We start from the raw sequence: 26,344 nt of genomic DNA, 5'->3' as shown, positions 1-26,344 counted from the left end.
TGATGAGCCGTGAGCAGCAGCAGCGGGACTGAATTCCTGCTCGTTTCGCTTGGTGCGATTCCGGGGGCGTGGTTGCGGCTGCGGCTGGTCAACCATTTCGAGCCGATCCTGCCTCGGCGCCACTGGGGCACCTTCGCTGTGAATGTGGTTGCCGCTTTTGCCCTCGGCTTGCTCGTTGGCTTCGACCGGCGCCACAGCCTGGCGGGCACCGGCTTGTTGCTCCTGCTGGGCACTGGTTTTCTCGGTAGTTTCAGCACCTTTTCCACCCTTATGCTGGAACTGCTGCAGGAGCAGCGCCAGGGCCGCTGGGCCGAGGCGGGGATCCTGGCAGGAGCCTCGGTGCTGGCCGGGCTGCTGGCCGTCCAGCTGGGTCTGCGAATGGGGGCGTCCTGAGGTGAGGCGTCGTCTTCGTTTCGCGTTCTGGGAGCTGGGGCTTGTGGCTGCAGGAGCTGTGCCCGGCGCTTTGCTGCGCTGGCGGATCGGGGTTCAGATCGGCCCCTTGCTCGCCGATGGGGCCGCCGGGGTGGCGGCGGCCCATCTGTTGGCCAATGTGGCGGGTTCGTTCCTGCTCGGGGTGCTGGCGGGGCCGATCCCGTGGCGTGCGCCCCTGCTGCTGCTTGGTGGCGTCGGCTTCTGTGGATCCCTCACCACGTTCAGCTCCTGGATGCTGGATCTGGTCTGGTTGGGGGAGGAAGGACAGACCCCAGCTGCGCTGGCCCTGCTGGTCGCCAGCCTGATGCTCGGCCTGGCCGCAGCAGCCATCGGGCTGGCCAGCAGCCGAGCCGCGTTCAGGCCGCCAGAGCCGCCTCGATCGCCGCGGTGAGCTCTGCGCCATCGGGTTCGATCGCACTCTTGAACCGTCCGAGGACGGTGCCATCCCTGCCCACCAGGAATTTCTCGAAATTCCACTCCACGTCACCGGCAGGTTCCACCTGGGTGAGCAGGTCATAGGGGGGGGTCTTGACCCCCTTGGCGTGCACCTTGTCGAACAGGGTGAAGCTGGCCCCGTAGGTGGTGGAGCAGAACTGCTGAATCTCGCTGAGGCTGCCCGGCTCCTGGGCGCCGAAATCGTTGCAGGGGAAGCCCAGCACAACCAGGCCCCGGGGCCCGTAGGTGTCCTGCAGGGTCTGCAGGCCGGCGTACTGCCGGGTGAAGCCGCACCGACTGGCCACATTGACGATCAGCAGCACCTGACCGCCGAACTCGCCAAGCCGCTGGGCAGCTCCGGTGGCGCTGGTCACCACCACATCCGACACATTCAGGGTCATGAAGCGATTCCAGTGAGAAATGACCCTAGGCGCTCGAGACAAGCCTGGTGCCCCCTCCCCATACACTCGGGGTGCTGCGATCCTCCCGGGCGATGAGCGAGGCCACCAGCCCCACCACGGTGAGCAACAGCAGCCTGCAGGTGGCGGAGATCGTTGCGCGCCAGCTCCAGGGCCTGCTGGCGGCCGGCAATTACGACGGCGTCAAACTGCTGTTGGAGCCGGTCCAGCCGGTGGACTGCGCTGAGGCGATCGGCAGCCTGCCCCGCACTCTCCAGGCCCTGGCCTTCCGGCTGCTCGCCAAAGATGAGGCGATCGAGGTCTACGAATACCTCGATCCCGCCGTGCAGCAGACCCTCCTGGAACGGCTGCGATCCGGGGAGGTGCTTGAACTGGTCGAGGAGATGTCCCCGGACGACCGGGTGCGGTTGTTCGATGAACTGCCGGCCAAGGTGGTGCGGCGGTTGCTGATGGAGCTGAGTCCTGCCGAGCGTCGGATCACCGCTCAGCTGCTCGGCTACGAGGCGGAAACAGCAGGCCGGTTGATGACCACGGAGTTCATCGACCTCAAGGAGTTCCACAGCGCCGCCCAGGCCCTCGACATCGTGCGTCGCCGCGCCCGCGACACCGAAACCGTCTACAGCCTCTATGTCACCGATGCCTCTCGCCACCTGACCGGCATCCTCTCCCTGCGCGATCTGGTGACCGCAGAGCCCGATGACCGCATCGGTGACGTGATGACCCGTGACGTGCTCAACGTCAGCACCGGCACCGATCAGGAGGAGGTGGCCCGGATCATCCAGCGCTACGACTTTCTGGCCGTGCCGGTGGTGGACAGGGAGCAGCGCCTGGTGGGGATCGTCACCGTCGATGACGTGATCGACGTGATCCAGCAGGAGGCCACCCGCGATCTCTATGCCGCCGGCGCCGTGCAGGCCGGTGATGAGGATGACTACTTCCAGAGCAACCTGTTCACAGTGGCCCGCCGTCGGGTGGTCTGGCTGCTGGTGCTGCTGGTGGCCAACACCGGCACCTCAGCGGTGATCGCCTCCGAGGAAGGGGTTCTCAAGGAGGTGGTGCGGCTGGCGGCCTTCATCCCACTGTTGATCGGTACCGGTGGCAACGTGGGCGCTCAGAGTTCCACGGTGGTGATCAGGGGTCTGAGCACCCAGAGGATCCAGTCGCTCGGGCTCTGGCGCACGGTCGGTCGGGAAGCTCTGTCCGGGCTGTTGCTTGGGCTGCTGCTGGTGATCGTGGTGGTGCCCTGGGCCTGGCAGGTGGGTGGGGGGATGCTGGTGGCCACGGCGGCAGGAATCAGCCTGGTCTGCATCACCACCCTGGCCGCCACCGCCGGAGCGTCCCTGCCGTTGCTGTTCGACCGGCTGGGGCTTGATCCGGCCCTGATGTCAGCGCCGTTCATCACAACCGCCACCGATGTCGCCGGCGTGTTCATCTACCTGCAGACTGCCTCCTGGCTGCTCAACCACGTGGGTCTGAACCCCTGAGCGCTCCGGGCTGCGCCGCAGGACCTGGCAGAAAACAGAGTTTCTTTGGTTTTCTGAGAGGTCCTTCACACTTCTTTAGGTTAGGCTTCACACACCTTCAAGAGCTTCGCTGTGGTTGTCGCTCTATCGCTGGATCGGATCCCTGATTCGAACGTCGCTCCCGGGCCCAAGACCTTCCAGGCTGCGGGTCGTTCCCACCCCCCGGTCGACGGCGACCTGGTGCGTTCCTACCTGCGGGACATCGGCCGTGTGCCCCTGCTGAGCCATGAGCAGGAGATCACCCTGGGCCGCCAGGTGCAGGAGCTGATGCGTCTGGAGGAGGTGGAGCAGGAGCTCCAGATGCGCAGCGGCAGCAAGCCGAACCCCGAGCAGTGGGCCGAGTCGCTCGGGCTGAGCCTGCCGGTGCTGAAGCGCAAGCTGATCAACGGCCGCCGGGCCAAGGAGCGGATGGTGGCGGCGAACCTGCGGCTGGTGGTGAGCGTGGCGAAGAAATACACCAAGCGGAACATGGAACTGCTGGACCTGATCCAGGAGGGCACGATCGGCCTGGTGCGGGGTGTGGAGAAGTTCGATCCCACCCGCGGCTACAAGTTCTCCACCTATGCGTATTGGTGGATCCGCCAGGGGATCACCCGGGCGATCGCCGAGAAGAGCCGCACGATCCGGCTGCCGATCCACATCACCGAAACGCTGAACAAGCTGAAGAAGGGCCAGCGGGAACTGAGCCAGGAGCTGGGCCGCACCCCCACCCTGAGCGAGCTTGCTGTGGCTGTGGAGCTGCCGGAGGAGGAGGTGAAGGATCTGCTTTGCCGGGCGCGGCAACCGGTGAGCCTGGAAACCAAGGTGGGCGACGGCGAAGACACCGAACTGCTGGATCTGCTGCAGGGGGATGGCACGTTGCCGGAGGAGAACGTGGACAGCGAGTGCCTGCGGGGTGACATGCGGGCTCTGCTGGAGCAACTGCCGGAGCTGCAGCGTGATGTGCTGAAGATGCGCTACGGCATCGACGTGGAAGAGCCGATGAGCCTCACCGGCATCGGCCGCATCCTCGGCATGAGTCGTGATCGTGTGCGCAACCTGGAGCGTGATGGCCTGGTCGGCCTGCGGCGCCTCAGCGCCAGTGTTGAGGATTACGCGGCCTGCTGAATTCGATCCCCACTGCCTGGTGAGTCTGTTCACTCAGTCCCGCAGATAGCCGGGGGCCTGGGGATTCAGGCTCACGTTTCCGTAGCGTTCACCAGACGGGAAGTATTCGGTGGCCAGCTGCACCTGCCCTGCCACCTCATCGCCTGCTGTGGCTGCGATGTAACGGAGGGTCAGGTCGATGCCAGCCGAAACGCCTGCTGAGCACCAGATTCGTCCGTCCCGGGTGAAGCGTTCTTCCACCACGGTCACATCACCGAGCGAGCGGAGCCTCTCCAGGGAACCCCAGTGGGTGGTGGCGATCCGGCCACTGAGCAGTCCGGCGGCGTGCAGCAGGAACGCCCCCGTGCAGACCGAGAGCAGGGCCTGACACTGGCTTGCCTGGCGGGCAAGAAAGTCGATCAAGGCAGGGTTGTCCACTTCCCTGCGGCTCCCTTGGCCACCGGGAACGATCAGCACATCAAGGGGAGCGCAGCTGGCGAAGCTCAGATCAGGATTGATCGAAAGGCCCTTGGCACAGCGAAGTGGCTGGGTTGATTCCGCCACGATCCGGCAGCTGGATGGCCCACTGGGCAACTGGCTCCAGGTGGTGACCATCTCCCACGGGCCCATCACGTCGAGTTCCTCGACCTGGGGGTAAACAAGGATTCCGAGTTGCACCGGGTCTCGACCGCGATCGTCTGTCCCGCCATGCTGGCCGCAGCGGCCGGCCTTCAGCCATGGACAGCAGCACGGAAGTTCTTGCCCTCTTTCCCCGATACATCCTCAGGAGCCGGCTGCCTGAACCCCTGCTGGCCGACCTGCTGCAGCTGGCCCAGCAGGTGCTGGCCCAGCCAGAGCGAAGCCCGGATGCCTCCGCCAAGCTGGCCGGACAGCTGGCCCAGCAGCGGGAGCTGGGCCCCCAGCATGCCTGCATCCAGTCCCTCTGCGCCGAGCTGATCCTGCCGGCCTGCGAACACTGGATCCGCCATGTGATCGACCGGCAGCCGCCCCAGGGGCGTGGCCCCTGGACGCCCGGCCGCTATCGCTTGCAGATGATCGATGTCTGGCTCAATTCCCAGTCAGCCGGGGATTACAACCCGATGCACACCCACGGTGGCTCCTTCTCCGGCGTGATCTTCCTGCAGGTGCCCCCCCAGATCCACAACGACAGCTTCGACGGTCAGCTCTGTTTCCACGGCCCCGAGGAGTGGCACATCCAGAGTTTCCGCACCGGCATGGCCCAGTACATGCTGCCGGTGGTCGGGGATGTCTATGTGTTTCCCGCCTGGCAGCCCCATTCGGTGCCGCCGTTCCGGGGTGATGGTGAGCGCTGGTCGCTGGCCTTCAACGTGGTGGCGGTGCCGACGCCGGTCAATCCCGCCGGGTCCGGTGTTTCTGCCGCCGCCCCTGCTGCTGCCAAAGCCAATCTCTCCCTTTCCACCTCCCGCCAGCGGCCAGGGGGGTTCGCCTGAACGACGCGATGCCGACCTGCCGACCCCGATGGTTTGTGGCCGGCGACATCGACGGCCTGATGGGCCTGGGTCTCGACAATCTGATCCAGATCCTGCTGATCCTCGGCCTCTGCCGTGGGGTTCTGGGCTACCCCGATGGGCTGATCTTCGGGGTGATCCTGCCCGCCACCGGTCTGAGCCTGGTGGTTGGCAATGCGGCCTACGCCTGGCAGGCCTACCAGCTGGCCAGGCGGGAAGGGCGCGACGACCGCACCGCCCTTCCCTACGGCATCAACACGGTGAGCCTGTTCGCTTACGTGTTTCTGGTGATGCTGCCGGTGAAGCTGGCTGGGCTCGGCCAGGGGCTTGCCGAAGCCGACGCGGTGCGACTGTCCTGGCAGGCGGGGTTGATCGCCTGCCTCGGCTCCGGAGCGATCGAGGCGGGCGGGGCCTTCTGCGTGGCTGGCTTGCGTCGCTGGCTGCCACGGGCGGCCCTGCTCTCCACCCTGGCAGGCATCGCCCTGGGTTACATCGCGCTTGGGTTCCTGCTGCGCACCTACGCCCAGCCGGTGGTGGGCCTGGCCGTGCTGGCGGTGATCCTGCTGACCTACTACGGCGGCGTCAAGCTGCCTTTGCCCGGTGGCCTGATCGCCGTGCTGCTTGGGATCGTGCTGGCCGCCGCCACCGGCCTGCTGCGGATCGATCCGGCCAGCTGGCAGGCGAATGCCGCCCAGGTGGGCCTGCACCTGCCGGCGTTGCAGCTGGGCGCGCTCTGGCAGGCCCGTGGCCAGCTGCTGCCCTGGCTGGGGGTGATCGTGCCGATGGGGCTGTTCAACCTGCTCGGTTCCCTGCAGAACCTGGAGAGCGCCGAAGCGGCGGGCGATCGCTATCCGGTGAGGAGTTCGCTGCTGATCAACGGCATCGGCACGCTGGTGGCCGCCGCCCTCGGGTCGTGTTTTCCCACCACCCTCTACATCGGCCATCCAGGCTGGAAGGCGATGGGGGCCCGGATCGGCTACTCCTGGCTGAACGGGCTGCTGATGGGGCTGGGTTGCCTGCTTGGGGTCTTCGGTCTGGTGGGCCAGCTGCTGCCGATCGAGGCGGGCATGGCGATCGTGCTTTACATCGGACTGGTGATCGCCGCCCAGAGTTTCCAGGCCACACCGCCTGCCCATGCGCCGGCGGTGGTGCTGGGCCTGCTGCCGGGTCTGGCCGGCTGGGGAGCCCTGTTGCTCAAGGCAGGCCTGCGGGCCGGCGGCGCCGGCAGTGCCGCGAATCCCTTCGGCTCGGCGCTGCTGATTCCGTTGCAGCAGGCTGACGTCTGGGCCGCCGGCGCCTTTGCCCTTGAGCAGGGCCAGATCGTGGCGGCCATGCTGCTCTCGGCGATGCTGGTGTACGTGATCGAGCAGCGCTTCGCTGCCGCGGCGTTCGCTGCCGGCCTGGCTGCCCTCGCCGCCTGGTTCGGTCTGATCCACGCCTGGCGTTTCACCCCCGCTGACACCGTGCTGCAGCTGGGTTGGGGCAGCGGTGCCCCCTGGGCCCAGGGCTATCTGGCGATGGCCCTGGTGTTTGGGGCGGCGGCCCTGGCCCGGCGGAGGGGGCCAGCCGGCTGAGTGGGTGAGAGCCTGATCCCACGCGAAGTCCCGACCGCTGCTGAATCACGGCTGGATGCCGTGGTCCTGAGGCGGTTGGTGCTCAACTGGTGGGAATCCCATGGCCGCCACGGGATTCCCTGGAAGCGGCTACCCGATGGCCGGCGACCCGGCGATGGGGAGCCCCTGGACCCCTATGCCATCTGGGTGGCGGAGGTGATGCTGCAACAGACCCAGCTGACGGTGATGCTGCCCTTCTGGCGGCGCTGGATGGCCGCCCTGCCCAGCCTCACAGCGCTGGCCGCGGCCGAGAATCACGACGTGCTGATGCTCTGGCAGGGGCTGGGCTATTACGCCCGTGCCCGTCGCTTGCAGCAGGGAGCGCGGCAACTGCTGGCTGCCCGGGTCCCCGGGGGCGGGTTGGCGTCCGGCGATCCCTGGCCCCGGGATCTGGCCGGCTGGCTGGCGTTGCCGGGAATCGGCCCCAGCACGGCCGGCGGCATTCTCAGTTCCGCCTTTGATCAGCCGTTTGCGATCCTCGATGGCAACGTCAAAAGGGTCCTGGCCCGGTTGGTCGCCAGCCCGCTTCCCCCGCAACGGGACCTGGCCGGGTTCTGGCGGCTCAGCGGCTCGCTGCTCGACCCGCGGCGGCCCCGGGCGTTCAACCAGGCCCTGATGGATCTCGGCGCCACGGTCTGCACACCCCGCCAACCCGGCTGTGGCCTTTGCCCCTGGCAGGGGCATTGCGCTGCCTACGCTGCCGGCGATTCCGGCAGCTATCCCGTGAAGGACGCCATCAGATCCGTTCCTCACCAGGTGATCGGTGTGGGTGTGGTGCTGGATCCAGATGGCCGGGTGCTGATCGACCAGCGTCAGGCCGAGGGGCTGCTGGGTGGCCTCTGGGAGTTCCCCGGCGGCAAGCAGGAGCCAGGTGAGTCGATCGTCACCACGATTGAGCGGGAGCTGGCCGAGGAGCTGGCCATCCAGGTGGTTGTGGGAGAGGAGCTGATCAGCATGGAGCACAGCTACAGCCACAAGCGGCTGCGCTTTGTCGTGCATCTCTGCCGCTGGCTTTCGGGGGATCCCCGACCCCTGGCCAGTCAGCAGGTGCGCTGGGTCGCGCCGGAGCGGCTGCAGGAGTTCCCTTTCCCGGCCGCCAATGCCCGCATGATCCAGGCCCTGCAGGAGCGGCTCGGGTTGGCGAAGGTCGATCGGCTCAAGGGCTCGGTGGGCCCAGCAGGGCAAGACGCCCCTCCTGGTGATGCCGCAGCTCCACCTGCCAGACGGGCTCAGGCTGCAGGCTGAGCCGCTCCGGCCATTCCACCGCCAGCAGGGCACCGAGTGAGCGGGCCTCCTCCTCCTCCTGGGCGAACAGCTCATCGGCGGCGGCCGGTTGCTCGAGCCGATAAAGATCAAGGTGCACCAGGTGGGTTGTCTGACCCAGGCGACGACCTCGGTAGTGCTGGGCCAGGGCGAAGCTGGGGCTGGTGATCGGCTCCGTGATGCCCAGGGCCTGGGCCAGTCCCTGCACCAGGCTGGTCTTGCCGGCTCCCAGCTCGCCCTTCAACAGCAGCAAGGGCGCGGGTGCTGCCTGGAGCAGAACGGCGAGCTCCTCCCCCAGGCAGCGGGTGGCGGCCAGGTCGGGCAGAAATCGAATGGTGGCGCGCATGGACTTGATGGCCCCTGTAGATTCACCTTCAGCGAGCCCGAAGCCTCGGCGTCTCTGCAGATATTCCACACCCAAATCTTCCTCCCGCACGGGAGCTATCCCACCATGGTGGCCGCACCTTCTTCCACTGTTCAATCCGAGGCCGCAACGGCCAGCTTCACTCCCGGGCTCCAGGCAACCTCCTCCTATGTGATCGCCGACCTCGGCCTGGCCGACTGGGGCCGCAAGGAGCTGGCCATCGCCGAAACGGAGATGCCCGGGCTGATGGCTCTGCGCACCAAGTTCGGGGCGGAGCAACCGCTCAAGGGTGCCCGGATCGCCGGCAGCCTCCACATGACGATCCAGACGGCGGTTCTGATCGAAACCCTGGTTGCCCTCGGTGCTGAAGTGCGCTGGGCCTCCTGCAACATCTTCTCGACTCAGGACCACGCCGCCGCAGCGATCGCGGCGAAGGGTATTCCTGTCTTTGCCTACAAGGGCGAGACCCTCGATGAGTACTGGGCCTTCACCCACAGGATCCTGGAGTGGGGCGATGGCGGCACCCCGAACATGATCCTTGATGACGGCGGCGATGCCACCGGCCTCGTGGTGCTCGGCACCAAAGCCGAGCAGGATCTGTCCGTACTCGACAACCCCGGCAGCGAAGAAGAGATTGCCCTCTTCAAGTCGATCCGGGCCCGGCTGGCTGTTCAACCCGGCTTCTATTCCCGCATCTATGCCCAGATTCAGGGTGTGACCGAGGAAACCACCACCGGTGTGGCTCGCCTCTACCAGATGCAGAAAGCCGGCGAGCTTCCCTTCCCGGCGATCAACGTCAACGATTCGGTCACCAAGAGCAAGTTCGACAACCTCTATGGCTGTCGTGAATCCCTGGTGGACGCCATCAAGCGAGCCACGGATGTGATGGTGGCCGGCAAGGTGTCCCTGGTGATCGGCTACGGCGATGTCGGCAAGGGATCAGCCCAGTCGCTGCGGGGCCTGGGTTCCACGGTGATGATCGCCGAGGTGGATCCGATCTGTGCCCTGCAGGCGGCCATGGAGGGCTACCGCGTCGTCCGTCTGGAAGACGTGGTTTCGGATGTGGACATCTTCGTGACCGCCACCGGTAACTTCCAGGTGATCGGCCACGATCATCTGATCCGCATGAAGGACCAGGCGATCGTCTGCAACATCGGCCATTTCGACAACGAAATCGACGTTGCCTCCCTCAAGCAGTACGAGTGGGACACGATCAAGCCCCAGGTGGATCATGTGATCTTCCCGGATGGCAAGCGCATCATCCTGCTGGCTGAGGGTCGTCTGGTGAATCTGGGCTGCGGCACAGGCCACCCCAGCTTCGTGATGAGCAACTCGTTCACCAACCAGGTTCTCGCCCAGATCGAGCTGTTCAGCAAGGGAGAGCAGTACGAGAAGCAGGTGTACGTCCTGCCCAAGCATCTCGATGAGATGGTGGCTCGCCTTCACCTCGAGAAGATCGGCGCCAAGCTCACCGAGCTCAGCCAGATCCAGGCCGATTACATCGCGGTGCCGGTGGAGGGCCCCTACAAGCCCGACCACTACCGCTATTGATGGGGGTTGCCGAACTGGTCCAGCAGCTGCCCGAACTGATCGGTGCAGCTGTCGGGGCCAATCCATGGGCGGGCTATGGCGCGATCTTTCTCGCCATGTTCCTCGAGAACCTGTTCCCGCCCATTCCCTCGGAGCTGATCATGCCCCTGGGGGGGTTTTACGTGCACCAGGGCCAGCTGGCCTTTGTGCCTGTGGTGATTGCCGGTCTGCTCGGCACTGTGCTGGGTGCCCTTCCCTGGTACGGCATCGGTCGGTTGGTGAACGAGGAGCGCCTGGAGCAATGGCTTGATCGCCACGGCCGTTGGATCGGCATCCGTTCCGAGGAACTGCGCCGCAGCCGCAACTGGTTCAACCGCCATGGCACAGCCCTGGTGTTCTGGGGCCGGCTTGTGCCGGGCATCCGCACGTTGATTTCGGTGCCTGCCGGCATCGAAATGATGCCGATGCTTCCCTTCCTGATCTGGACCACGGCAGGCAGCCTGATCTGGACCCTGTTGCTCACCCTGGCCGGGATGCTGCTCGGCGAGGGCTACAGCAATGTGGAGGTCTGGATCGAGCCGGTGGCCCGAGCCATCAAGGTGCTGCTCGTGGTGCTTGGTCTGGCCTTTGCGGTGTGGCTGGGCCTGCGCATCTGGCGACAGCGCCAAAGCAACCACTGAGCTGATCCGCCACCGTCTGCGGGAGATGCTCCAGCCGGCAGTGGCCGGTTCTTCGGCACCGGACTCTGGTTCTAGAAGGGAACTTCCTCTTCGCTGGGCTCACCCTGGTAAGCGGAGCCGGCACCTGGCCCGCCATCGCCGTAGCCGCCCTGGTCGGCGTCGCGTTTTGAGCCGAGCAGTTCCAGGCGATCGACTCGCACCACGGGCTTGGTGCGCTCCTCGCCACTGGTGCGATCAGTCCAGCGGTCGAGCTTGAACGAGCCGATGATGCCGAGCAGGGAGCCCTTTCGCACGTAGTCGGCGGCAACCTGGGCCTGCTTGCCCCAGATCTCCAGGTTGAACCAGTCGGGCTCGTCATCCCTGCTGCGACGGTTCACAGCCAGGGTGAGGTTGGCGACCACCGTGCCGGATTCGAAGTAACGGACTTCGGGGTCGCGGCCGGCTCGGCCGACCAGGGTTACGGAATTCACGCCCATGGGCTTTCAGTTGATTGGGGGGTTGGTTGGATCAATGATGCGCCATTCGATCAAGGCGCTTCTCCCATTAGGTTCCACCGATCGGTCCGGATGTACCAGAGAGGAGCCGGTGGAGCCCCGGGTCCCCCACACCTATGATTCACCCCGCTCTGCGGCTGCCCAGTGTTTTTCCGACGTTTCCAGCTCTCCCGTGACATCGGCATCGATCTGGGAACGGCCAACACCTTGATGTACGTGTCCGGCAAGGGCATTGTGCTGCAGGAGCCCTCCGTGGTGGCCCTGGATCTGGAGCGAGGCATCCCCCTCGCGGTGGGCAATGAAGCCAAGCTGATGCTCGGTCGCACCCCAGGCAATATCAGGGCCGTTCGTCCGCTGCGCGACGGCGTGATCGCCGATTTCGATGCCGCCGAGATGATGATCAAGACCTTCATCCAGAAGGGCAACGAGGGCCGCGGCATCGTGGCTCCCCGGCTGGTGATCGGCATTCCAAGCGGCGTCACCGGTGTCGAGCGGCGGGCCGTGCGTGAGGCCGGCCTCGCCGGCGCCCGTGAGGTGCATCTGATCGATGAGCCGGTGGCTGCGGCGATCGGAGCGGGTCTGCCGGTCACCGAACCGGTCGGCACGATGATCGTCGACATCGGCGGTGGCACCACTGAAGTGGCTGTGCTCAGCCTCGGTGGCACCGTGGTGAGCGAGTCGGTGCGGGTGGCGGGTGATGAGATCAGCGAAGCGATCACCGTCTACCTCAAAAAGGTTCACAACCTGGTGGTCGGCGAGCGGACGGCCGAGGAGATCAAGATCCGGATCGGCTCCGCCTTCCCTGACGACGCCCATGACAACGGCTCGATGGATGTGCGTGGCCTTCACCTGCTCTCGGGCCTGCCACGCACGATCAACGTGCGGGCCGGTGACATCCGCGAAGCGATGGCCGAGCCGCTCAACGTGATCGTGGAGGCGGTGAAGCGCACCCTGGAGCGGACGCCACCGGAGCTGGCCGCCGACATCGTCGATCGAGGCATCATGCTGGCTGGTGGCGGTGCCCTGGTGCGGGGGATCAGCGACCTGATCAGCCATGAGACCGGCATCCTCACCCACCTCGCCCAGGATCCCCTCCTGTGCGTGGTCAACGGCTGCGGCCAGGTGCTGGAGGATTACAAGCGGCTGGAGCGGGTGCTTGACACCCCTGACTTCACTCGCCTCTCCGCCTGATCGTCATGCCGTTCGGGCGCCTGCCCCGCGTCCCTTCCCTGCGGCTGTTGATCCAGTCCTGGCCCTGGTGGTTGTTGCTCGTGGCCCTGGTGGGACTGCGGCTCAGCAAGGGAGCCTTCCTGAGCGATGTTTATGCGTTGATCAGCCGGCCGTTCTGGCCGGGCAGTGCGCAGCGTGAGTGGTTGCAGGCTTCGAAGCAGCTGGAGCTGCAGGCCCGCCAGGCCCACCTGGAGCAGGACAATCGTCGTCTTCGCGCCTTGCTGGGCCTGAAGCGGGCCGATCCGGGCGAAGTGACCGCCGCGGTGCTCTCCCGGGAGACGGCAGGTTGGTGGCATCAACTGCTGCTGGGTGCTGGCCAGATCCAGGGCATTCGTGCCGGGGATCCGGTCGTGGGCCCCGGGGGACTGGTCGGTCGGGTGGCGAGCGTGACTCCCACCACCGCCAGGGTGTCCCTGCTCACCGATCCGGCCAGCCGCGTGGGGGTCTGGGTGGGGCGCACCCAACGCCATGGCCTGCTCACCGGCGTCGGCACCAGTCGGCCGACTCTGGTCTTCCTCGAAAAGGATCCCCAGGTTCGCCCGGGTGACCTGGTGGTCACCTCACCGGCGAGCACCCTGCTGCCGCCGGGCCTGAACGTGGGAGTGATCCAGTCGGTCGATGAGAAGGGGGTGCCGGCCCTGACGGCGGTGGTGCAGCTGGGCGCACCAGTGGGCTCGATCGACTGGGTGCAGGTGCTGGTCCAAGCTCCGCCGGCGCCCTGAGCGATGGGGATTCTCCACCGCCAGCCCTGGGCCGTCGCCACCGCTGTCGCCGTGCCCCTGCTCAATCTCGCTTCGCCCCCTTTCCTCAAGCTGGCGGGTGTGCCGCCCAGCTGGGCGGTGCTCTGGCTGTTGCCCTGGGCTCTGGCCGATGGCCCGCTCTCCGGCGCCCTGGCCGGGCTGGGGCTGGGACTGTTGCTGGACGGTCTCAACCTGGGAGGCGCCACCCAGATCCCTGCCCTCGCGCTGCTCGGGTGGTGGTGGGGGCGCCTGGCGCGCCAGGGACCGCCGATCCAACGCAGCCTGAGCCTGGGGCTGCTGGCCCTGCTGGGAGCCTTTCTGCTCGGCCTGAGCCTGCTGGTCCAGCGCCATGGCTTTCCCCTGCCCGGGTTCATTCCCCAGCTCTCGATCCTGCATACGCTGCTGGCCCAGACTCTGCTCACCGGTCTGCTGGCACCGATGATCTGTTCGCTGCTGCTGCTGCTCTGGCGTCAACAGCAGCGATGACAAGGCACAGATCCTTTGCCGTCGCCCCGATGCCGCTGATCCGATGCCGCTGATCCGATCAACACTGCAGCGAAGCTGGTCTGTGCTCGGCTCGGCCCTGTTGCTGCTGGCGGGCTGCGCCCCCGGCCCGCCAGCCCAGAAGGAGCTGCAGCTCTGGACCCTTGATCTCTCGCCCAAGTTCAACGCGGAGATCGGCCGGGTGATGGCTGCCTGGGAGAGCGATCATCCGGGGGTCTCGGTGGGCTGGACGGACCTGCCCTGGGGCTCGGTGGAGCGCAAGCTGCTGGCGGCGGTCTTTGCCCGCACGGCGCCGGATGTGGTCAACCTCAACCCTCTGTTCGCCGCCAACCTGGCCAGCAAAGGGGGCCTGCTGGAACTGGATCCGCTCTTGCCCCCCGGGGCCGGTGACGCCTATCTGCCGCGGATCTGGCGGGCGAGCCAGGCCGAGGGTCGCCAGTTCGCCATTCCCTGGTATCTCACCGCCCGCATCACCCTCGCCAACCGGGACTTGATCGGCCGTTCCGGCTACACCCAGCCGCCCCGCCGCTGGGAGGAGGTGCCCGCCTTCGCCGAGGCGGTCAAGCGCCGCACCGGGCGTTACGCCCTGTTCGTCACGGTGGTGCCGGACGACTCCGCCGAACTGCTGGAGTCGATGGTGCAGATGGGGGTGAGCCTCCAGGATGGGCGACGCCGTGCGGCCTTCAACAGCCCGGCCGGTCGCCGCGCTTTCGCCTTCTGGAGCGATCTCTATCGCCGGGGTCTGCTGCCGCGTGAGGTGGTCAGCCAGGGCTACCGGCGCGCCATCGAGCTCTACCAGAGCGGCGAGCTGGCGACCCTGGCCAGCGGAGCGGAGTTCCTGCGCAGCATTCAGACCAATGCCCCCCGGATCGCCGACCTCACCGAGCCCCATCCACCCCTGACCGGGCCGGACGGCACCACCAACGTGGCGGTGATGAACCTGGCGGTACCCAGGCAGAGCGCCCTGCCGGAGCAGGCGGTGAGCTTTGCCCTCTTCCTGACCAATGCTGAGAACCAGGTGCGCTTTGCCGAGCAGGCGCGGGTGCTGCCTTCCGCCACGGTCGCCCTGGGCCAGATCGAGCGCCGGCTGCGCACCCAGGACCTGAGCGATCCCCGTCAGGAGCTGGTGCGCCGGGCCCGGTTGCAGTCGGTGGAGGCGCTGCGGCGGGCGGAGGTGCTGGTGCCGGCGAGCCCTGGGGTGAAGCGGCTCCAGGCGATCCTGTATCGCCATCTGCAGCGGGCCATGCTGGGTCAGATCAGCAGCGATGCGGCCCTGGCCGCGGCGGAGCTGGAGTGGAATCGTTATGCCGCGGCCCGCTGGCCCTGAAGCCTTGATCAAGGCCGGTCTCTCGGGGCCAGGGCCCTGAGCTGTAGGGTTTCATTTCGTGAAAAAAACTTTGCCATGTCCTTGGAAGCGCAGCCCCGGCCAGGTCAGGGTGAGGCTTCCGAGGATCAGGTGGCTCGCACCCTGGCCACGGTGCTTGTCGTCGACGACGAGGCGACCGTTCGGCGGGTGCTGCAGATGCGCCTGGAGCTGGCCGGCTATCGCGTCCTCTGTGCCGAGGATGGCGAGCAGGCCCTGGCCGTCTTCCACAAGGAGCAACCCGATCTGGTCGTTCTCGATGTGATGCTGCCGAAGCTGGATGGTTTCGCCGTCTGCCGAAGGCTGCGGGCAGAATCCTGCGTGCCGATCATTTTTCTCTCGGCCCTGGACGCCATCGCCGAACGGGTTTCGGGCCTCGACCTCGGCGCAGACGATTATCTGCCCAAACCCTTCAGCCCCAAGGAGCTCGAAGCCAGGATCTCGACCATCCTGCGCCGGGTGGGCCGGGGCTCGGCCACCCTTGAGCCGCGGGAGGTGCCGGCCGGTCAGGGCATTCTGCGGGTCGGCGATCTGATGGTCGACACCAATCGCCGCCAGGTCACCCGGGCCGGCGACCGGATCGGCCTCACCTACACCGAATTCAGCCTGCTGGAGCTGCTGTTCCGGGAGCCGGGGCGGGTCGTGCCCCGCGCTGAGATTCTCGAACAGCTCTGGGGGTACCCTCCCCGTCGCGCCGCTGATCTGCGCGTCGTTGATGTTTATGTCGCCCGGCTGCGGGGCAAGCTGGAGCCCGATCCCCGCAATCCCGAGCTGATTCTCACCGTGCGCGGCACCGGCTATTCCTCCCAGCGGATCGGCGAGCCGCTCGCGAGCGCCGCGCTCTGAGCCCAACCGGCCGAATCAGCCTGCCGCCCGCCGGCCCGTCCTTCAGGATGGGGCGCTGAACCGCTTGATTCGTCCCTTGTCCGAGCTGCGCCACAACCGTCTGGAGCAGGCCCGTCTGGAGAAGGGTCAGGCCCTGGCGGCCCTCGGTCAGGGGCCTTACGCCCTGCACTTCGAGCCCAGCCACCGCACCGCTGCCCTGCAGCAGCAGCACGCTGACCTGCCCAACGGCGAGGAGCGGCCGGTGGCCGTGGCCGTGGCCGGCCGGGTGATGACCCGCCGGGTGATGGGCAAGCTCGCCTTCTTCACCCTGGTGGATGAAAGCGGTCCGATCCAGCTGTTCATCGAGAAGGCCCACCTGCTGGCGGCGCTGCCCGAGCAGCCCGAGGCCTTCGCCCAGATCACCTCGCTGGTGGATGCCGGCGACCTGATCGGTGTGCACGGCACGCTGCGCCGCACCGACCGTGGTGAGCTCTCGGTGAAGGTGAGCGGCTGGGAGATGCTCTGCAAATCGCTGCAGCCCCTGCCCGATAAATGGCACGGCCTGGCGGATGTGGAGAAGCGCTACCGCCAGCGCTATCTCGATCTGATCGTGTCTCCGCACACCCGCGAAACCTTCCGCCGCCGCGCCCGCCTGGTGAGCGGCATCCGCCGCTGGCTGGATGCCCGCGACTTTCTGGAGATCGAAACGCCGGTGCTCAACCTGGAGGCCGGCGGTGCCGATGCCCGCCCCTTCAGCACCCACCACAACGCCCTCGACCTGCCGCTGTTCCTGCGCATCGCCACCGAACTGCATCTCAAGCGGCTGGTGGTGGGCGGCTTCGAGCGGGTCTATGAACTGGGTCGCATCTTCCGAAACGAAGGCATCAGCACCCGCCACAACCCGGAATTCACCTCGGTGGAGGTGTATCAGGCCTATGCCGATTACATCGACATGATGGCGCTCACCGAGCAGATGATCGCTGAAGTCACCGAGCAGGTGTGCGGCAGCACCGCCCTCACCTATCAGGGCGTGGCCATCGATCTCACGCCCCCCTGGCGCCGGGCCACCATGCACGAGCTGGTGGAGCAGGCCACCGGGCTGGATTTCAATGGCTTCGCCAGCCGCGAGCAGGCCGCGGCCGCCATGGTGGCCGCCGGGCTGGAGGTGCCCGCTGCCGCCGACAGCGTGGGCCGCCTGCTCAACGAAGCCTTCGAGCAGCGGGTGGAAGCCAGCTTGATTCAGCCCACCTTCGTGCTCGATTACCCGTTGGAGATCTCACCGCTGGCGCGCACGCACCGCAGCAAGCCCGGCCTGGTGGAGCGCTTCGAGCTGTTCATCGTGGGGCGCGAAACCGCCAATGCCTTCAGCGAGCTGATCGATCCGGTGGAGCAGCGCCGGCGCCTGGAAGCCCAGCAGCAGCGCCGCCTGGCAGGGGATCTGGAGGCCCAGGGGGTGGATGAGGATTTTCTCCAGGCCCTGGAGGTGGGCATGCCCCCCACCGGCGGGCTGGGCATCGGCATCGACCGATTGGCCATGCTGCTCACCGACAGCCCCAGCATCCGTGATGTGATCGCCTTCCCGCTGTTGCGTCCGGAAGCCGGTTCCACAGGGGCTTGAAGGCCAAAGTGGATAATGGGGTCACGTTGGCACTGACCTTGGCCCATGAGCGGTGAGCGCGTCGGATTCCGCTTCAAGCACGCAGATGCCGTGGTCAAGCGCAACCCTCAGGGCCGCTCCCGTCGCGGTTGGGTGATGGAGCCGGTGGAGCAGACCACCAGCCGTGGCACCAAGATGCCGGCTTACCGCATCCGCTGGCGCGACAGTGAACGCCCCGAGATCGTGCTGCAGCACATGCTGATTGCCGATCCCGACCCCACACCACCGCCGGAAGGGGTGAGCCTGGTGCCGCCGGCGCCGAAGAAGTGAGGCCTGGCCACGGCATGGGATTGGGCGATTGGGATTGGGGGATTGAGATCGGGGGATCAGGGTCGTGGCGAGATCAGGATCAGCTCCAACCCTTCAGCCTGTAGATCAGCAGGCCGAGATGCTCCTTGATCACCAGGGTGCTCAACTGCAAGGACCCGGCATCAGGAAGCATCGAGCCCAGCAGTGAGCCGGCGGTTGGCTCGCCCAGCTGGGCCCGGGCCGGCAGAAGATAGTCGCAGGCGACGGGGATCACCTTCAATGACGTGCGCCGTTCGAAGGTGGCCAGGGAACGGGGCATGTGGATGGCGCTGGTAATCAGGATCACCGAGCGCCAGCCCTCTTGCCTGGCGAGCTGATCGATCGCCGCGGCTTCTTCCGCCGTGGTTCTGGCCTGGTCACTCATTCGGATTCTTGCGGCTGGAACGCCGAGTTCAACGGCCAGGTTGCGGGCCGCCAGGGCCTCCGGCGGCGCCGGGTCGTCCTGGCGGAACGTCACCCTGCCTCCACTGACCAGCAGGAGTGGAGCGCGATCCGCTCGCATCAACCGCACCCCGCTGAGCAGGCGGTCGCCAGCCTCGTTCACTTCCACGCCGGCGCGGGGTGGCAAGGGGGACTGCAGTCCGCCACCGAGCACGACGATGGCATCGGCGCGGGGGACCGCCGCCGGGGTGAGGGCGGCACTGCGCTCCTCAAGGCCCCAGACCAGCTGCCGCGCCGTGAAGGGCATGGCACTGATCCAGAGCAGGGCGATGCCGCCACCGCCCAGCCAGGCCGACCAGTGGCGGCCGCGTCCCAGCTGCGCCGTGAGCAGCATCACCAGGCTCAGTCCGAGCGGGTAGACGAGCAGCGGCAGCAGTTTCGAGAGCAGGAATCCCATCGGCAGCAGTGATCAGGAACCTGGGGAGCTCCTGCTCCGCCGCAGGTCCTCGAGGTCCTGCTGCTTCTCGAAACGGGCCCAGGCCTGCTCCAGGTCGGGGCTCCCGGGCTCTGGCGGGCTGGCCGGAGTGCTCGGGCTCGGGGCCGCCGGGCCGTCCGGCTCCAGCAGCTCGGCCAGCTCGGCTTCCACCTGTCGCAAGGAGCTGCCCAGATCATGCAGGGCCTGCCAGCGGTCGCGGCCAAGCCCCATCAACTGGCGCAGGTGGGCTTCGGCCTGATCAGCCAGGGCCAGGGCTCCGGCGGCCCTGGCCCGCCCCACCCGTTGCTGCCACTGGGTGATCTCCCCTGCCAGCTCCAGCAGCGCCTGGCGGCTGGAGTCCGCCTGCATCTGAATCTGCAAGCGCTGGTGGCTGAGGCGTCGTTGCCGCTCCTGCCGCTCCTCCGCATCAAGCAGGTGCCGCTGATCGGGGTTCCTGCTCAGGAAGGCTTCCAACTGCCGATCCAGCTGGGCCTCAAGCTGCTCGAACCAACTGCCGCTCATCAGGACCTGTTCATTGCGGTGCCCGGGTGATCAGCGGAGCTTCGATCTCCTCGTGCAGCGGGGTGATCGCCGCTTCGCGGGAGCGGAGCAGCAGCTGGGTGAGCCGCGCGATCGCCCCTTCGCCGAGGTCCTGGCGGCTGATGTCGTCGAAGGCCTGGAGGTAAAGCTCCTCAAGCTGGTTGATCAGTCCTTCGCGCAGCTCGCGCATGGCCCGCCGCTGGTCATCCCTGCTCATCGCTGTGGCTCCAGGAGGTGGAGGCTGAAGTGGTCGTTCGGGTCGCTCCAGCGCCGCACGGCGCGCCATCCCGCCTCGGCTGCCAGGGCCGTGAAGGCCTCCGGGGAGTACTTGTAGCTGTATTCGGTGATCAAGCTTTCGCCAGCGGCGAATCTCCAGTTTCGCCCGGCCACCGCCACCTGTTGCGGCCCCTGGCACACCAGGGCCATTTCGATCCGGCTTTCCAGCGCCTGCCAGCGGGCGCGGTAGGTGAAGGCCCCTGGCTCGAAGCCGGCGTTCAGGTCGCGGTTGAGCCGCAGCAGCAGGTTGGTGGCGAAGGCGGCGGAGTAGCCGGCCCGATCGTTGTAGGCGGCCTCCAGGCTTGCCACCTGCCGGGGTTGATCGATGCCGATCAGCAGGCAGCTGTCCGGGCCGAGCAGACGGGCGAACTGGCTCAGCACCCCCCGGGCCTGGACGGGGTCGAAGTTGCCCAGGGAGCTGCCGGGGTAGAAGCCGAGCCTCCGCCGGCCCGCCAGCAGGGGATGGTTCGGCAGGGCCTGCAACTGGCTGTAGTCACAGCAGATGCCCAGCACATCAAGGTGGGCATGGCGCTTCTGCAGGGCCCGGCAGGCTGCGGCCAGATGGCTGGAGCTGATGTCCAGGGCCACATAGGCCGTGGCTGGCAGGGCCTCCAGCAGTGGCGACACCTTGCGGGCGCTGCCGGCGCCGAACTCGATCGGAATGCCCGGGCCCATCGCCGCCGCCATCGCCGCCGCCTCCTGGCGCAGCAGGTCGGTTTCGATCGCGGTGAGCCGGTATTCGGGCTGCCGGCAGATCGCTTCGAACAGCCGCGAGCCCTCGGCGTCATAGAGGAACCAGGCGGGCAGCTGCTTCGGGACCCGGCTGAGCCCCTCCACCACCAGCCGCTCCATGTCGGCGGCCACGGGGTGCAGATCGATCAAGGTGATGTCTTTGCTGCGGGGCTGGGTGCTGTTCATGCGCTGTCCCTGGCCAGCCTCAGGCCGGCCGCCATCCAGCGACTGGCCGGCGGGAAGAAGTTCCGGTAGGTGGTGCGCCCATGCCCGGCCGGGGTGAGATAGCTGCTGCCGCGCAGCACCATCTGGGAGCTCATGAACTTGCCGTTGTATTCGCCCACGGCACCGGCGGCGGGCCTGAAGCCCGGATAAGGGCGGTAGGGGCTGGCGGTCCATTGCCACAACACCCCGTGGACCTGCTCCAGGGCGGTTCCCTGATCGATCGCCGCTTCCCATTCGGCTTCCGTGGGCAGCCGCACGCCGGCCCAGCGGGCGTAGGCGTCGGCTTCGAACCAGCTGAGATGCCGCACCGGCGCCTCGGGATGCAGGGGCCGACGGCCGGCCAGGCTGAACTCCCAGCCCCACCTCGCGGCGTGTCCGCTGCCACGCCAGTAGCGGGGAGCCTGCCAGTGGTGCCGCTCGACCGTCTCCCAGCCCTCGCTCAGCCACAGCTCGGGCCGTTGGTAGCCGCCATCGGCGATGAAGCAGGCGAACTCGTCGTTGCGCACCAGGCGACTGGCCAGCTCGTGGGGCTCCAGCCAGAGCCGGTGCCGGGGCGCCTCGTTGTCGAAGTGGAAACCCCCATCCCGGTGACCGATCTCCACGAGCCCGGCGGAGCCGGCCAGCCAGCGGAGAGGATCGGTCACCCGGCTGACCCCGTAGCTGGATTCAGGTCCATCAGCCCCTGGGAAGGCAGCCGGTTCGAGGGGATTGCGGCTGAACCCGTCGAGCAGGTCCATCAGCAGCAGCTCCTGGTGCTGCTGTTCATGCTGGAGTCCCAGCTCGAGCAGAGCCAGCAGTGGGCCCGACTCGGCTTCACTGAGCCGGGCGAACTGGTGCACGAGGGCTTCGAGGCCGGCATCGACCCGGTGACGCCAGGCGATCACCTCGCCGATCGTGGGGCGGCTGAGCAGGCCCCGCTCGGGGCGGGGATGGCGGGCGCCGATCGCGTCGTAATAGGAATTGAACAGGTAGCCCCAGCGGCTGTCGGCAGGGACATGACCGGGCAGATGGGGCGTCAGCAGGAAGGTTTCGAAGAACCAGCAGGTGTGACCGAGATGCCATTTCGGCGGGCTGGCCTCGGCCATGCCCTGCAGGCCGAGGTCTTCGGGCTCCAGGCCCTCGACCAGCTCCTCGCTGCGACGGCGGGTGGCTTCAAGCCTTTCGAGCAGGGCCTCGGTCGGAGCGGAGGCGGCCATGGCCAGAGGTTCGCTGGATCTGATCGTAGGGGTCTCAGGCGTCCCGGCTCGCCGCCCCTACGATCAGCCGCAGTCCGTTCACTTGATTCAGGGCCGCGAGATGGGCAGCAGCCAGCCAGCGGTCAGCAACACGGCGGTCAGCCCGTTGCTGGATCGCAGCAGCACGATCTGTCGGGGCTTCGTGGGGGCGGTCGGGAACACGCCGCTGATCCGGCTTGATCGGCTCAGCGAGCGCACCGGCTGCGAAATCCTCGGCAAGGCCGAGTTCATGAACCCGGGCGGCTCCGTCAAGGACCGGGCTGCCCTGGGGATCCTGTTGGAGGCTGAGGAGTCCGGAGCACTGCAGCCGGGCGGGACTGTGGTGGAGGGAACGGCCGGCAACACCGGCATCGGCCTCACCCACCTCTGCAATGCCCGCGGCTACCGCAGCCTGATCGTCATCCCCGACACCCAGTCGGCGGAGAAGATCGAGTTGTTGCGCAGCCTGGGGGCCGACGTGCGCACGGTGCCGGCGGTGCCTTACCGCGATCCCAGCAACTACGTGAAGCTTTCGGGCCGGATCGCCGCGGAAACCCCTGGGGCCATCTGGGCCAATCAGTTCGACAACCTGGCCAACCGCCGCGCCCACTACGCCAGCACCGGCCCGGAGATCTGGGAGCAGACCGGCGGCCGCATCGACGCCTGGGTGTCGGCCACGGGCACCGGCGGCACCTATGCCGGTGTGGCCCTGTTCCTGAAGGAGCGCTCGGCTGCGGTGCGCTGTGTGCTGGCCGATCCCCACGGCAGCGCCCTGCACAGCTGGGCCACCACCGGTGCGCTGCAGGCGGAGGGATGTTCGATCACCGAGGGGATCGGCAACAGTCGCGTCACCGCCAATCTGGCTGGGGCGCCGGTCGATGACGCCGTTCGAATCGATGACCAGACCGCCCTCGACACGATCTACGACCTGCTCTGGCACGAAGGCCTGTTCCTGGGCGGCTCGGTGGGCATCAATGTGGCGGCGGCGGTCGAAACCGCCCGGCGGCTTGGCCCTGGCCAAACGATCGTGACGGTTCTCTGCGACAGCGGCGACCGCTACCGCTCCCGCCTCTACGCAACCGATTGGCTGGCGTCCAAGGGGCTCCGCCAGCCCCGACGCGGGGCCTGATGGATCCCATGCCTGCCGCAGCTGCCGGCGTGCTGATCGCCGATCGGTATCGCCTCGAGGCGCAGCTGAGCCAGGGCGGCCAGGGCACCCTCTGGCGGGCCAGCGATCAGTTGGCGGCAGACGCTCCGATGGTTCTGCGACAACTGGGGCCGGATCAGGACCAGGCCGCCCTGCAGGCTCTCTGGCCCCGGCTCCAGGGGGTGCTCCATCCCCAGCTGCCGCGCTTCGGCGAGGTGATCAGCCGTGCCGGTGATCTCTGGTTCGTGCGTGAGTGGCAGGGCGGTCGCAGCTTCCACGACCTGATCGTCTCCCGCCGTGAGCGCCAGCTGGTGTTCGGCGCCGGTGAGGTGCTGCTGCTGCTTCGTCAGCTGTTGCCTGCCCTGGCGGTGCTGCATGGCCAGGGCCTGGTCCACGGCGATCTGAGCCCCGCCAACCTGTTGCGCCGCGACCGGGACGGCCTGCCGGTGTTGCTGGATTTTGGCCTGACCCGCAGCCAGGCCACCGCACCGGCCGGCGCGACACCGGGCTACGGCCCACCGGAGCTGGGTCGCGGCGAGGCGGCCCAGCCCTGGATGGACCTCTACAGCCTCGGTGTGGTGGCCCTGGTGATGCTCAGTGGCGAAGAGCCCGCCCAGCTGCTGGATCCGGCCAGCCTGTCCTGGCGCTGGCCGGCGGGTCTGGTTCTCGATCCGCCCTTCCGCGCCGCCCTCGAACGCCTGCTTAGCTCCGATCCCTCCAGGCGGTTCGGATCGGCGGCCCAGGCCCTTGCCGCCTTTCAGCAACTGCCGATGCCGGAGAGCACCGGACCGGTGCCCCGCGCCGATCGTACCGTGGTGCTGGTGCCCGCGGCCGCGGAGCCCCCGCCCACCGATCCGCCTCCGGCACCTGTCCAGCAGGAGGACATCCAGCCCCAGGTCCTGGACGTGCCCCTGGCAGAGCCGGTCCTGCCGGCACCGCAGCCAAGGCCGTTGGCGCCGCCACCGATCCAACCCCCCCGGCCATCGCCACGCAGCCGTCAGCAGGACAAGGAGGACGCCGTGGAGGGACGCCTGTGGCCGGTGGTGGTGGCGCTGGTGTTGTCCGCCGTTGTGGGAATCACCCTGGGCTGGTGGTTGCTGGGCCGCGGCCGCACCCCGCCGAGCGCCGGATCTGAACCATTGCTGGAGGTTCCCGCCAGCCTGCCGCCGGCGGAGGTCGACCAACGGCAGCAGCTGCTCAACCGGTTGCGGGCGCTGCAGGTGAACCGTGGCTGGTTTCTGAAGCTGGTGGATGCCAGCCTGCTGGCCCAGTTCCCCGAGCGCCGTGGTCGCCTGCCGGCTGACTCGCTTGAGGACGCCCCCTTCCGCAAGGTCTGGAACGAGCTGGCCGAGGAGTGGCTGGTGCGGGTGGAATCTCTGCCGCTGCAGTTGCGCAGCAAGCTCGGTGATTTCAACTCCGCCGACTGGGAGGCCCAGCAACGGCGTCTGGCCGCTCAGGGTCTGAGCCCGGCCGTTCTGCGTCAGCTGGTGTCGGGCAGTGCTCAGAACCTGCTGCCGGGCCGCTCCGGCCAGACCATTCCACCCGAACCCCTGCGCCAGCTCTGGTATGCCGCCGCCGAACAGACCCTCCAGAGCCTGCGGATCGAATCGATCGAGGCGGCACCGGGCGTGGCCAGGGTCGTTTCGGCCCAGATCGAGGCCGGTGGCGCTCGCCTTTTCCCGATCCGGGTGCCGCCGGGGTATCGGCTGGCGCTGGGGGTGAACGGCTCGCCGCTGATGCAGATGAGCCTCTACGACTCCAGCGGGGCGCTGCTGGAGCCGAGGGGTCCGTTGCGGGTGGTGACCCTCGGCAAGCTGGAAAGCTCCCAGGTGCAGCTTCTGGTCAACAACGAAGGGGTGGCACCGGCGATGATCACTCTGTCGTTGCGGGCGGATGCTCCGCCGCCGGAGCCACCGGCCGCGCCGGTGGAGGTGGTGCCGGGTGAACCGGTCGAGGTGCCGGCAACGCCGCCGGCCAGTTCGCCTGCCCCACGGGAAGAGCAGCCACAGACCCCTGCGGCTCCACCGGCGCCGGCGGCTCCCCAGGCTCCGCCGCCGCCGACAGCACCACGGGAGTGAGCTGAGCCTCCTGGCTCAGAGAGGCTCGGCCCGTTGCTGGCGGGTTTCCGCCTTCCACAACCGCCAGCGCACCTCCATGTCTTTCGGGGTGTACACCACGATCGGCAGGCTGGCGTTGTAAGGCAGAACGAAGGGTTTGCTGCCGACCTTGACGAAGCTGGAGCGGAGCGGTTCGCCGGGGGGGCAGGCCATGCGAGTGGAAATCATCGGCCCCGGCGACACCAGGCGAAACACCGTGTAGCCCCAGCCCTTGACGGGTTCGCTGCTGAGCTGGCCGCCGAGGCGATGGCGGTTGCAGTCCACCCGGCGCTCCTGGCCGACGATCAGCTCCACCCGCCAGTCGGCCGGATTGGCTGACAAGGCGGGGTCCGCCGCTGGCGGCAGCACACCGGGCAACTGAATCACCCAGCGCTGTTCTCCACTGCCGGCCGCTGGATAGGGCCTGAGATCGAGCCGGGGGATCGCCCCTGCAGGTGCTGGTAAACCGAGCGCTCCACCGAGCGCTCCGCTGAACGCGGTAACCATCAGCAGCCAACGCCAGGCCATCCGCCACTCCGCAGGGTCGGAACGATCATGACCCGACAGGCACCAGAATGGCCCCAGGCTCTGCCTTGCTCCTTTGATCGCCATCGCCCTGCTTTCCGGCGGCCTGGATTCGGCCACCGCCGCTGCCCTGGCCATCGAGGCAGGCCACCGGGTGATCGGACTGTCCTTCGACTACGGCCAGCGGCATCGCCGGGAGCTGGAGGCCGCTGCCGCCCTGGCCTCGGACCTGGCTCTGGTGGAGCACCACACGATTGAAGTGAACCTGGCTGTCTGGGGTGGCTCGGCCCTGACCGATGCCTCCACCCCGGTGCCCACCACCGGCGTGGAGGAAGGGGTGATCCCGCCCACCTACGTTCCGTGCCGCAACACCGTGTTCATCGCCCTGGGCCTGAGCCTTGCTGAGGCCCGCGGTGCCTCCCGGCTGGTGCTCGGGGTGAACGCGATCGACTATTCCGGTTACCCCGACTGCCGGCCCGATTACCTCGCCGCTTATCAGCAGTTGGCCGACCTGGCCAGCAGAAGCGGCCGCGAAGGCCATGGCGCCCGGCTCTGGGCCCCTCTGGTGGAGTGGAGCAAAACCAGGATCGTGCAGGAGGCCCTGCGGCTCGGGGTGCCGATCGAGGCCACCTGGAGCTGCTACGCCGGCGGCGAGCAGCCCTGTGGCCGCTGCGACAGCTGCCGCATCCGCGACGCGGCCCTGCGGGAGGCCGGCCGCCCGGATCTGGCCAGTGCCTGGGGGCGGCTGGAGGCCCCATCAGGCTCTGCATGAGCCG

29 protein-coding genes are annotated in these 26,344 nt (G+C 67.7%); 19 read left to right on the top strand and 10 right to left on the bottom strand.

Translation table 11 applies throughout. The features are described 5' to 3' along the window. The first annotated feature begins 9 nt into the window (after positions 1–9). Both KQ307_RS14145 and KQ307_RS14140 read left to right on the top strand, forming a co-directional pair. Positions 10–393 carry a CrcB family protein gene (locus KQ307_RS14145; RefSeq protein WP_259728350.1) on the top strand — a complete coding sequence of 128 codons (384 nt, stop codon included), beginning with the start codon at positions 10–12 and terminating at the stop codon, positions 391–393. A 1-nt stretch (position 394) separates the two neighbouring features. Further along, the gene (locus KQ307_RS14140) at positions 395–823 is read left to right on the top strand and encodes a CrcB family protein (protein WP_259728349.1); all 429 of its coding nucleotides are present in this window, start codon (positions 395–397) and stop codon (positions 821–823) included. On the opposite strand, the gene KQ307_RS14135 is transcribed toward KQ307_RS14140, so the two are convergent. Beyond that, positions 789–1,268 (bottom strand): glutathione peroxidase, encoded by a 480-nt coding sequence (locus tag KQ307_RS14135; RefSeq protein WP_259702539.1) that lies wholly within the window; start codon positions 1,266–1,268, stop codon positions 789–791. The genes KQ307_RS14140 and KQ307_RS14135 overlap by 35 nt on opposite strands. A gap of 92 nt (positions 1,269–1,360) precedes the next feature. On the opposite strand from KQ307_RS14135, the gene mgtE reads away from it, so the two are divergent. Next, positions 1,361–2,770, top strand: coding sequence for a magnesium transporter (mgtE, locus tag KQ307_RS14130; RefSeq protein ID WP_259702661.1), 1,410 nt, complete (start codon positions 1,361–1,363; stop codon positions 2,768–2,770). Between the two features lie 216 nt (positions 2,771–2,986). Further along, positions 2,987–3,916: an RpoD/SigA family RNA polymerase sigma factor gene (locus tag KQ307_RS14125; RefSeq protein WP_259728399.1), complete on the top strand. Its 930-nt coding sequence runs from the start codon at positions 2,987–2,989 to the stop codon at positions 3,914–3,916. Positions 3,917–3,949: 33 nt separating this feature from the next. On the opposite strand, the gene KQ307_RS14120 is transcribed toward KQ307_RS14125, so the two are convergent. Further along, positions 3,950–4,573: a DJ-1/PfpI family protein gene (locus KQ307_RS14120; protein WP_259728348.1), complete on the bottom strand. Its 624-nt coding sequence runs from the start codon at positions 4,571–4,573 to the stop codon at positions 3,950–3,952. Between the two features lie 59 nt (positions 4,574–4,632). On the opposite strand from KQ307_RS14120, the gene KQ307_RS14115 reads away from it, so the two are divergent. Genes KQ307_RS14115 through mutT form a run of 3 tightly spaced genes read left to right on the top strand, consistent with a single transcriptional unit; the run spans position 4,633 to position 8,243 of the window. Next, positions 4,633–5,367, top strand: a complete 735-nt coding sequence (locus KQ307_RS14115) for a 2OG-Fe(II) oxygenase family protein (RefSeq protein ID WP_259702537.1) — start codon at positions 4,633–4,635, stop codon at positions 5,365–5,367. An 8-nt stretch (positions 5,368–5,375) separates the two neighbouring features. Beyond that, a complete protein-coding gene (locus KQ307_RS14110; protein WP_259702536.1) occupies positions 5,376–6,959 on the top strand; it encodes an NCS2 family permease in 1,584 nt (527 codons plus the stop codon). 60 nt (positions 6,960–7,019) lie between these two features. Continuing rightward, positions 7,020–8,243, top strand: coding sequence for an 8-oxo-dGTP diphosphatase MutT (gene mutT / locus KQ307_RS14105; protein WP_259728347.1), 1,224 nt, complete (start codon positions 7,020–7,022; stop codon positions 8,241–8,243). Here mutT and tsaE read toward each other — a convergent pair. Beyond that, positions 8,155–8,607 carry a tRNA (adenosine(37)-N6)-threonylcarbamoyltransferase complex ATPase subunit type 1 TsaE gene (tsaE, locus tag KQ307_RS14100; protein ID WP_259702535.1) on the bottom strand — a complete coding sequence of 151 codons (453 nt, stop codon included), beginning with the start codon at positions 8,605–8,607 and terminating at the stop codon, positions 8,155–8,157. The two genes, mutT and tsaE, sit on opposite strands and share 89 nt — an antisense overlap. A gap of 105 nt (positions 8,608–8,712) precedes the next feature. Between tsaE and ahcY the strand changes: the two genes are divergently transcribed. Further along, positions 8,713–10,176 carry an adenosylhomocysteinase gene (gene ahcY / locus KQ307_RS14095; protein WP_259702534.1) on the top strand — a complete coding sequence of 488 codons (1,464 nt, stop codon included), beginning with the start codon at positions 8,713–8,715 and terminating at the stop codon, positions 10,174–10,176. Then, positions 10,176–10,835, top strand: coding sequence for a DedA family protein (locus tag KQ307_RS14090; RefSeq protein ID WP_259728346.1), 660 nt, complete (start codon positions 10,176–10,178; stop codon positions 10,833–10,835). The genes ahcY and KQ307_RS14090 overlap by 1 nt, the downstream gene beginning before the upstream one ends. A 71-nt stretch (positions 10,836–10,906) precedes the next feature. Here the strand turns inward: KQ307_RS14090 and KQ307_RS14085 are convergent, their stop codons facing one another. Continuing rightward, positions 10,907–11,311 (bottom strand): single-stranded DNA-binding protein, encoded by a 405-nt coding sequence (locus KQ307_RS14085; RefSeq protein WP_259702532.1) that lies wholly within the window; start codon positions 11,309–11,311, stop codon positions 10,907–10,909. Between the two features lie 162 nt (positions 11,312–11,473). On the opposite strand from KQ307_RS14085, the gene KQ307_RS14080 reads away from it, so the two are divergent. The 7 genes from KQ307_RS14080 to KQ307_RS14050 all read left to right on the top strand — a co-directional run bounded on the left by KQ307_RS14080 (position 11,474) and on the right by KQ307_RS14050 (position 17,918). Continuing rightward, on the top strand, positions 11,474–12,520 hold the full coding sequence (locus tag KQ307_RS14080) for a rod shape-determining protein (RefSeq protein WP_259702531.1): 1,047 nt from the start codon (positions 11,474–11,476) through the stop codon (positions 12,518–12,520). Positions 12,521–12,525: 5 nt separating this feature from the next. Next, positions 12,526–13,281 (top strand): rod shape-determining protein MreC, encoded by a 756-nt coding sequence (mreC, locus tag KQ307_RS14075; protein ID WP_259728345.1) that lies wholly within the window; start codon positions 12,526–12,528, stop codon positions 13,279–13,281. Positions 13,282–13,284: 3 nt separating this feature from the next. Continuing rightward, positions 13,285–13,785, top strand: a complete 501-nt coding sequence (gene mreD, locus KQ307_RS14070) for a rod shape-determining protein MreD (RefSeq protein WP_259728344.1) — start codon at positions 13,285–13,287, stop codon at positions 13,783–13,785. A 43-nt stretch (positions 13,786–13,828) separates the two neighbouring features. Continuing rightward, positions 13,829–15,130, top strand: coding sequence for an ABC transporter substrate-binding protein (locus tag KQ307_RS14065; RefSeq protein ID WP_259728343.1), 1,302 nt, complete (start codon positions 13,829–13,831; stop codon positions 15,128–15,130). A 75-nt stretch (positions 15,131–15,205) separates the two neighbouring features. Further along, positions 15,206–16,012, top strand: a complete 807-nt coding sequence (rpaB, locus tag KQ307_RS14060) for a response regulator transcription factor RpaB (RefSeq protein WP_259728342.1) — start codon at positions 15,206–15,208, stop codon at positions 16,010–16,012. Positions 16,013–16,088: 76 nt separating this feature from the next. Continuing rightward, positions 16,089–17,609 carry a lysine--tRNA ligase gene (gene lysS, locus KQ307_RS14055; RefSeq protein ID WP_259728341.1) on the top strand — a complete coding sequence of 507 codons (1,521 nt, stop codon included), beginning with the start codon at positions 16,089–16,091 and terminating at the stop codon, positions 17,607–17,609. Between the two features lie 45 nt (positions 17,610–17,654). Next, on the top strand, positions 17,655–17,918 hold the full coding sequence (locus KQ307_RS14050; RefSeq protein ID WP_048016474.1) for a hypothetical protein: 264 nt from the start codon (positions 17,655–17,657) through the stop codon (positions 17,916–17,918). Positions 17,919–17,997: 79 nt separating this feature from the next. Here the strand turns inward: KQ307_RS14050 and KQ307_RS14045 are convergent, their stop codons facing one another. Genes KQ307_RS14045 through egtB form a run of 5 tightly spaced genes read right to left on the bottom strand, consistent with a single transcriptional unit; the run spans position 17,998 to position 21,782 of the window. After that, positions 17,998–18,795 carry a YdcF family protein gene (locus KQ307_RS14045; RefSeq protein ID WP_259728340.1) on the bottom strand — a complete coding sequence of 266 codons (798 nt, stop codon included), beginning with the start codon at positions 18,793–18,795 and terminating at the stop codon, positions 17,998–18,000. Positions 18,796–18,807: 12 nt separating this feature from the next. Then, a complete protein-coding gene (locus KQ307_RS14040) occupies positions 18,808–19,335 on the bottom strand; it encodes a hercynine metabolism protein (RefSeq protein WP_259728339.1) in 528 nt (175 codons plus the stop codon). A gap of 10 nt (positions 19,336–19,345) precedes the next feature. Then, complete coding sequence (locus KQ307_RS14035; RefSeq protein WP_259702523.1) at positions 19,346–19,570, bottom strand: hercynine metabolism small protein; 225 nt, start codon at positions 19,568–19,570, stop codon at positions 19,346–19,348. Then, positions 19,567–20,547, bottom strand: coding sequence for an L-histidine N(alpha)-methyltransferase (egtD, locus tag KQ307_RS14030; RefSeq protein ID WP_259702522.1), 981 nt, complete (start codon positions 20,545–20,547; stop codon positions 19,567–19,569). Before egtD ends, KQ307_RS14035 begins: the two co-directional genes overlap by 4 nt. After that, positions 20,544–21,782, bottom strand: coding sequence for an ergothioneine biosynthesis protein EgtB (gene egtB / locus KQ307_RS14025; protein WP_259728338.1), 1,239 nt, complete (start codon positions 21,780–21,782; stop codon positions 20,544–20,546). The genes egtD and egtB overlap by 4 nt, the downstream gene beginning before the upstream one ends. Positions 21,783–21,882: 100 nt before the next feature. On the opposite strand from egtB, the gene KQ307_RS14020 reads away from it, so the two are divergent. Beyond that, complete coding sequence (locus KQ307_RS14020) at positions 21,883–22,929, top strand: cysteine synthase A (protein WP_259728337.1); 1,047 nt, start codon at positions 21,883–21,885, stop codon at positions 22,927–22,929. A gap of 8 nt (positions 22,930–22,937) precedes the next feature. Next, the gene (locus KQ307_RS14015; protein WP_259728336.1) at positions 22,938–25,025 is read left to right on the top strand and encodes a protein kinase domain-containing protein; all 2,088 of its coding nucleotides are present in this window, start codon (positions 22,938–22,940) and stop codon (positions 25,023–25,025) included. 15 nt (positions 25,026–25,040) lie between these two features. Here the strand turns inward: KQ307_RS14015 and KQ307_RS14010 are convergent, their stop codons facing one another. After that, the gene (locus tag KQ307_RS14010; protein WP_259728335.1) at positions 25,041–25,571 is read right to left on the bottom strand and encodes an ecotin; all 531 of its coding nucleotides are present in this window, start codon (positions 25,569–25,571) and stop codon (positions 25,041–25,043) included. A 73-nt stretch (positions 25,572–25,644) separates the two neighbouring features. On the opposite strand from KQ307_RS14010, the gene queC reads away from it, so the two are divergent. After that, positions 25,645–26,340 (top strand): 7-cyano-7-deazaguanine synthase QueC, encoded by a 696-nt coding sequence (queC, locus tag KQ307_RS14005; RefSeq protein WP_259728334.1) that lies wholly within the window; start codon positions 25,645–25,647, stop codon positions 26,338–26,340. The last annotated feature ends 4 nt before the right edge of the window (positions 26,341–26,344 follow it).

The sequence above is a fragment of the Synechococcus sp. CS-1326 genome (assembly GCF_025128115.1).
GTDB lineage: Bacteria > Cyanobacteriota > Cyanobacteriia > PCC-6307 > Cyanobiaceae > Regnicoccus.
Note: the sequence above shows the minus strand (reverse complement) of the source record. Positions and strands in the feature narration are given on the sequence as shown.

Excerpts from the sequence above, each read along its gene's own strand:
- KQ307_RS14135 (WP_259702539.1), bottom strand. The coding sequence starts at position 1,268 with ATGACCCTGAATGTGTCGGATGTGGTGGTGACCAGCGCCACCGGAGCT.
- mgtE (WP_259702661.1), top strand. The coding sequence starts at position 1,361 with ATGAGCGAGGCCACCAGCCCCACCACGGTGAGCAACAGCAGCCTGCAG.
- KQ307_RS14115 (WP_259702537.1), top strand. The coding sequence starts at position 4,633 with ATGGACAGCAGCACGGAAGTTCTTGCCCTCTTTCCCCGATACATCCTC.
- KQ307_RS14110 (WP_259702536.1), top strand. The coding sequence starts at position 5,376 with ATGCCGACCTGCCGACCCCGATGGTTTGTGGCCGGCGACATCGACGGC.
- tsaE (WP_259702535.1), bottom strand. The coding sequence starts at position 8,607 with ATGCGCGCCACCATTCGATTTCTGCCCGACCTGGCCGCCACCCGCTGC.
- ahcY (WP_259702534.1), top strand. The coding sequence starts at position 8,713 with ATGGTGGCCGCACCTTCTTCCACTGTTCAATCCGAGGCCGCAACGGCC.
- KQ307_RS14090 (WP_259728346.1), top strand. The coding sequence starts at position 10,176 with ATGGGGGTTGCCGAACTGGTCCAGCAGCTGCCCGAACTGATCGGTGCA.
- KQ307_RS14085 (WP_259702532.1), bottom strand. The coding sequence starts at position 11,311 with ATGGGCGTGAATTCCGTAACCCTGGTCGGCCGAGCCGGCCGCGACCCC.
- mreC (WP_259728345.1), top strand. The coding sequence starts at position 12,526 with ATGCCGTTCGGGCGCCTGCCCCGCGTCCCTTCCCTGCGGCTGTTGATC.
- mreD (WP_259728344.1), top strand. The coding sequence starts at position 13,285 with ATGGGGATTCTCCACCGCCAGCCCTGGGCCGTCGCCACCGCTGTCGCC.
- KQ307_RS14065 (WP_259728343.1), top strand. The coding sequence starts at position 13,829 with ATGCCGCTGATCCGATCAACACTGCAGCGAAGCTGGTCTGTGCTCGGC.
- rpaB (WP_259728342.1), top strand. The coding sequence starts at position 15,206 with ATGTCCTTGGAAGCGCAGCCCCGGCCAGGTCAGGGTGAGGCTTCCGAG.
- KQ307_RS14050 (WP_048016474.1), top strand. The coding sequence starts at position 17,655 with ATGAGCGGTGAGCGCGTCGGATTCCGCTTCAAGCACGCAGATGCCGTG.
- KQ307_RS14045 (WP_259728340.1), bottom strand. The coding sequence starts at position 18,795 with ATGGGATTCCTGCTCTCGAAACTGCTGCCGCTGCTCGTCTACCCGCTC.
- KQ307_RS14040 (WP_259728339.1), bottom strand. The coding sequence starts at position 19,335 with ATGAGCGGCAGTTGGTTCGAGCAGCTTGAGGCCCAGCTGGATCGGCAG.
- KQ307_RS14035 (WP_259702523.1), bottom strand. The coding sequence starts at position 19,570 with ATGAGCAGGGATGACCAGCGGCGGGCCATGCGCGAGCTGCGCGAAGGA.
- egtD (WP_259702522.1), bottom strand. The coding sequence starts at position 20,547 with ATGAACAGCACCCAGCCCCGCAGCAAAGACATCACCTTGATCGATCTG.
- egtB (WP_259728338.1), bottom strand. The coding sequence starts at position 21,782 with ATGGCCGCCTCCGCTCCGACCGAGGCCCTGCTCGAAAGGCTTGAAGCC.
- KQ307_RS14020 (WP_259728337.1), top strand. The coding sequence starts at position 21,883 with ATGGGCAGCAGCCAGCCAGCGGTCAGCAACACGGCGGTCAGCCCGTTG.
- KQ307_RS14015 (WP_259728336.1), top strand. The coding sequence starts at position 22,938 with ATGCCTGCCGCAGCTGCCGGCGTGCTGATCGCCGATCGGTATCGCCTC.
- KQ307_RS14010 (WP_259728335.1), bottom strand. The coding sequence starts at position 25,571 with ATGGCCTGGCGTTGGCTGCTGATGGTTACCGCGTTCAGCGGAGCGCTC.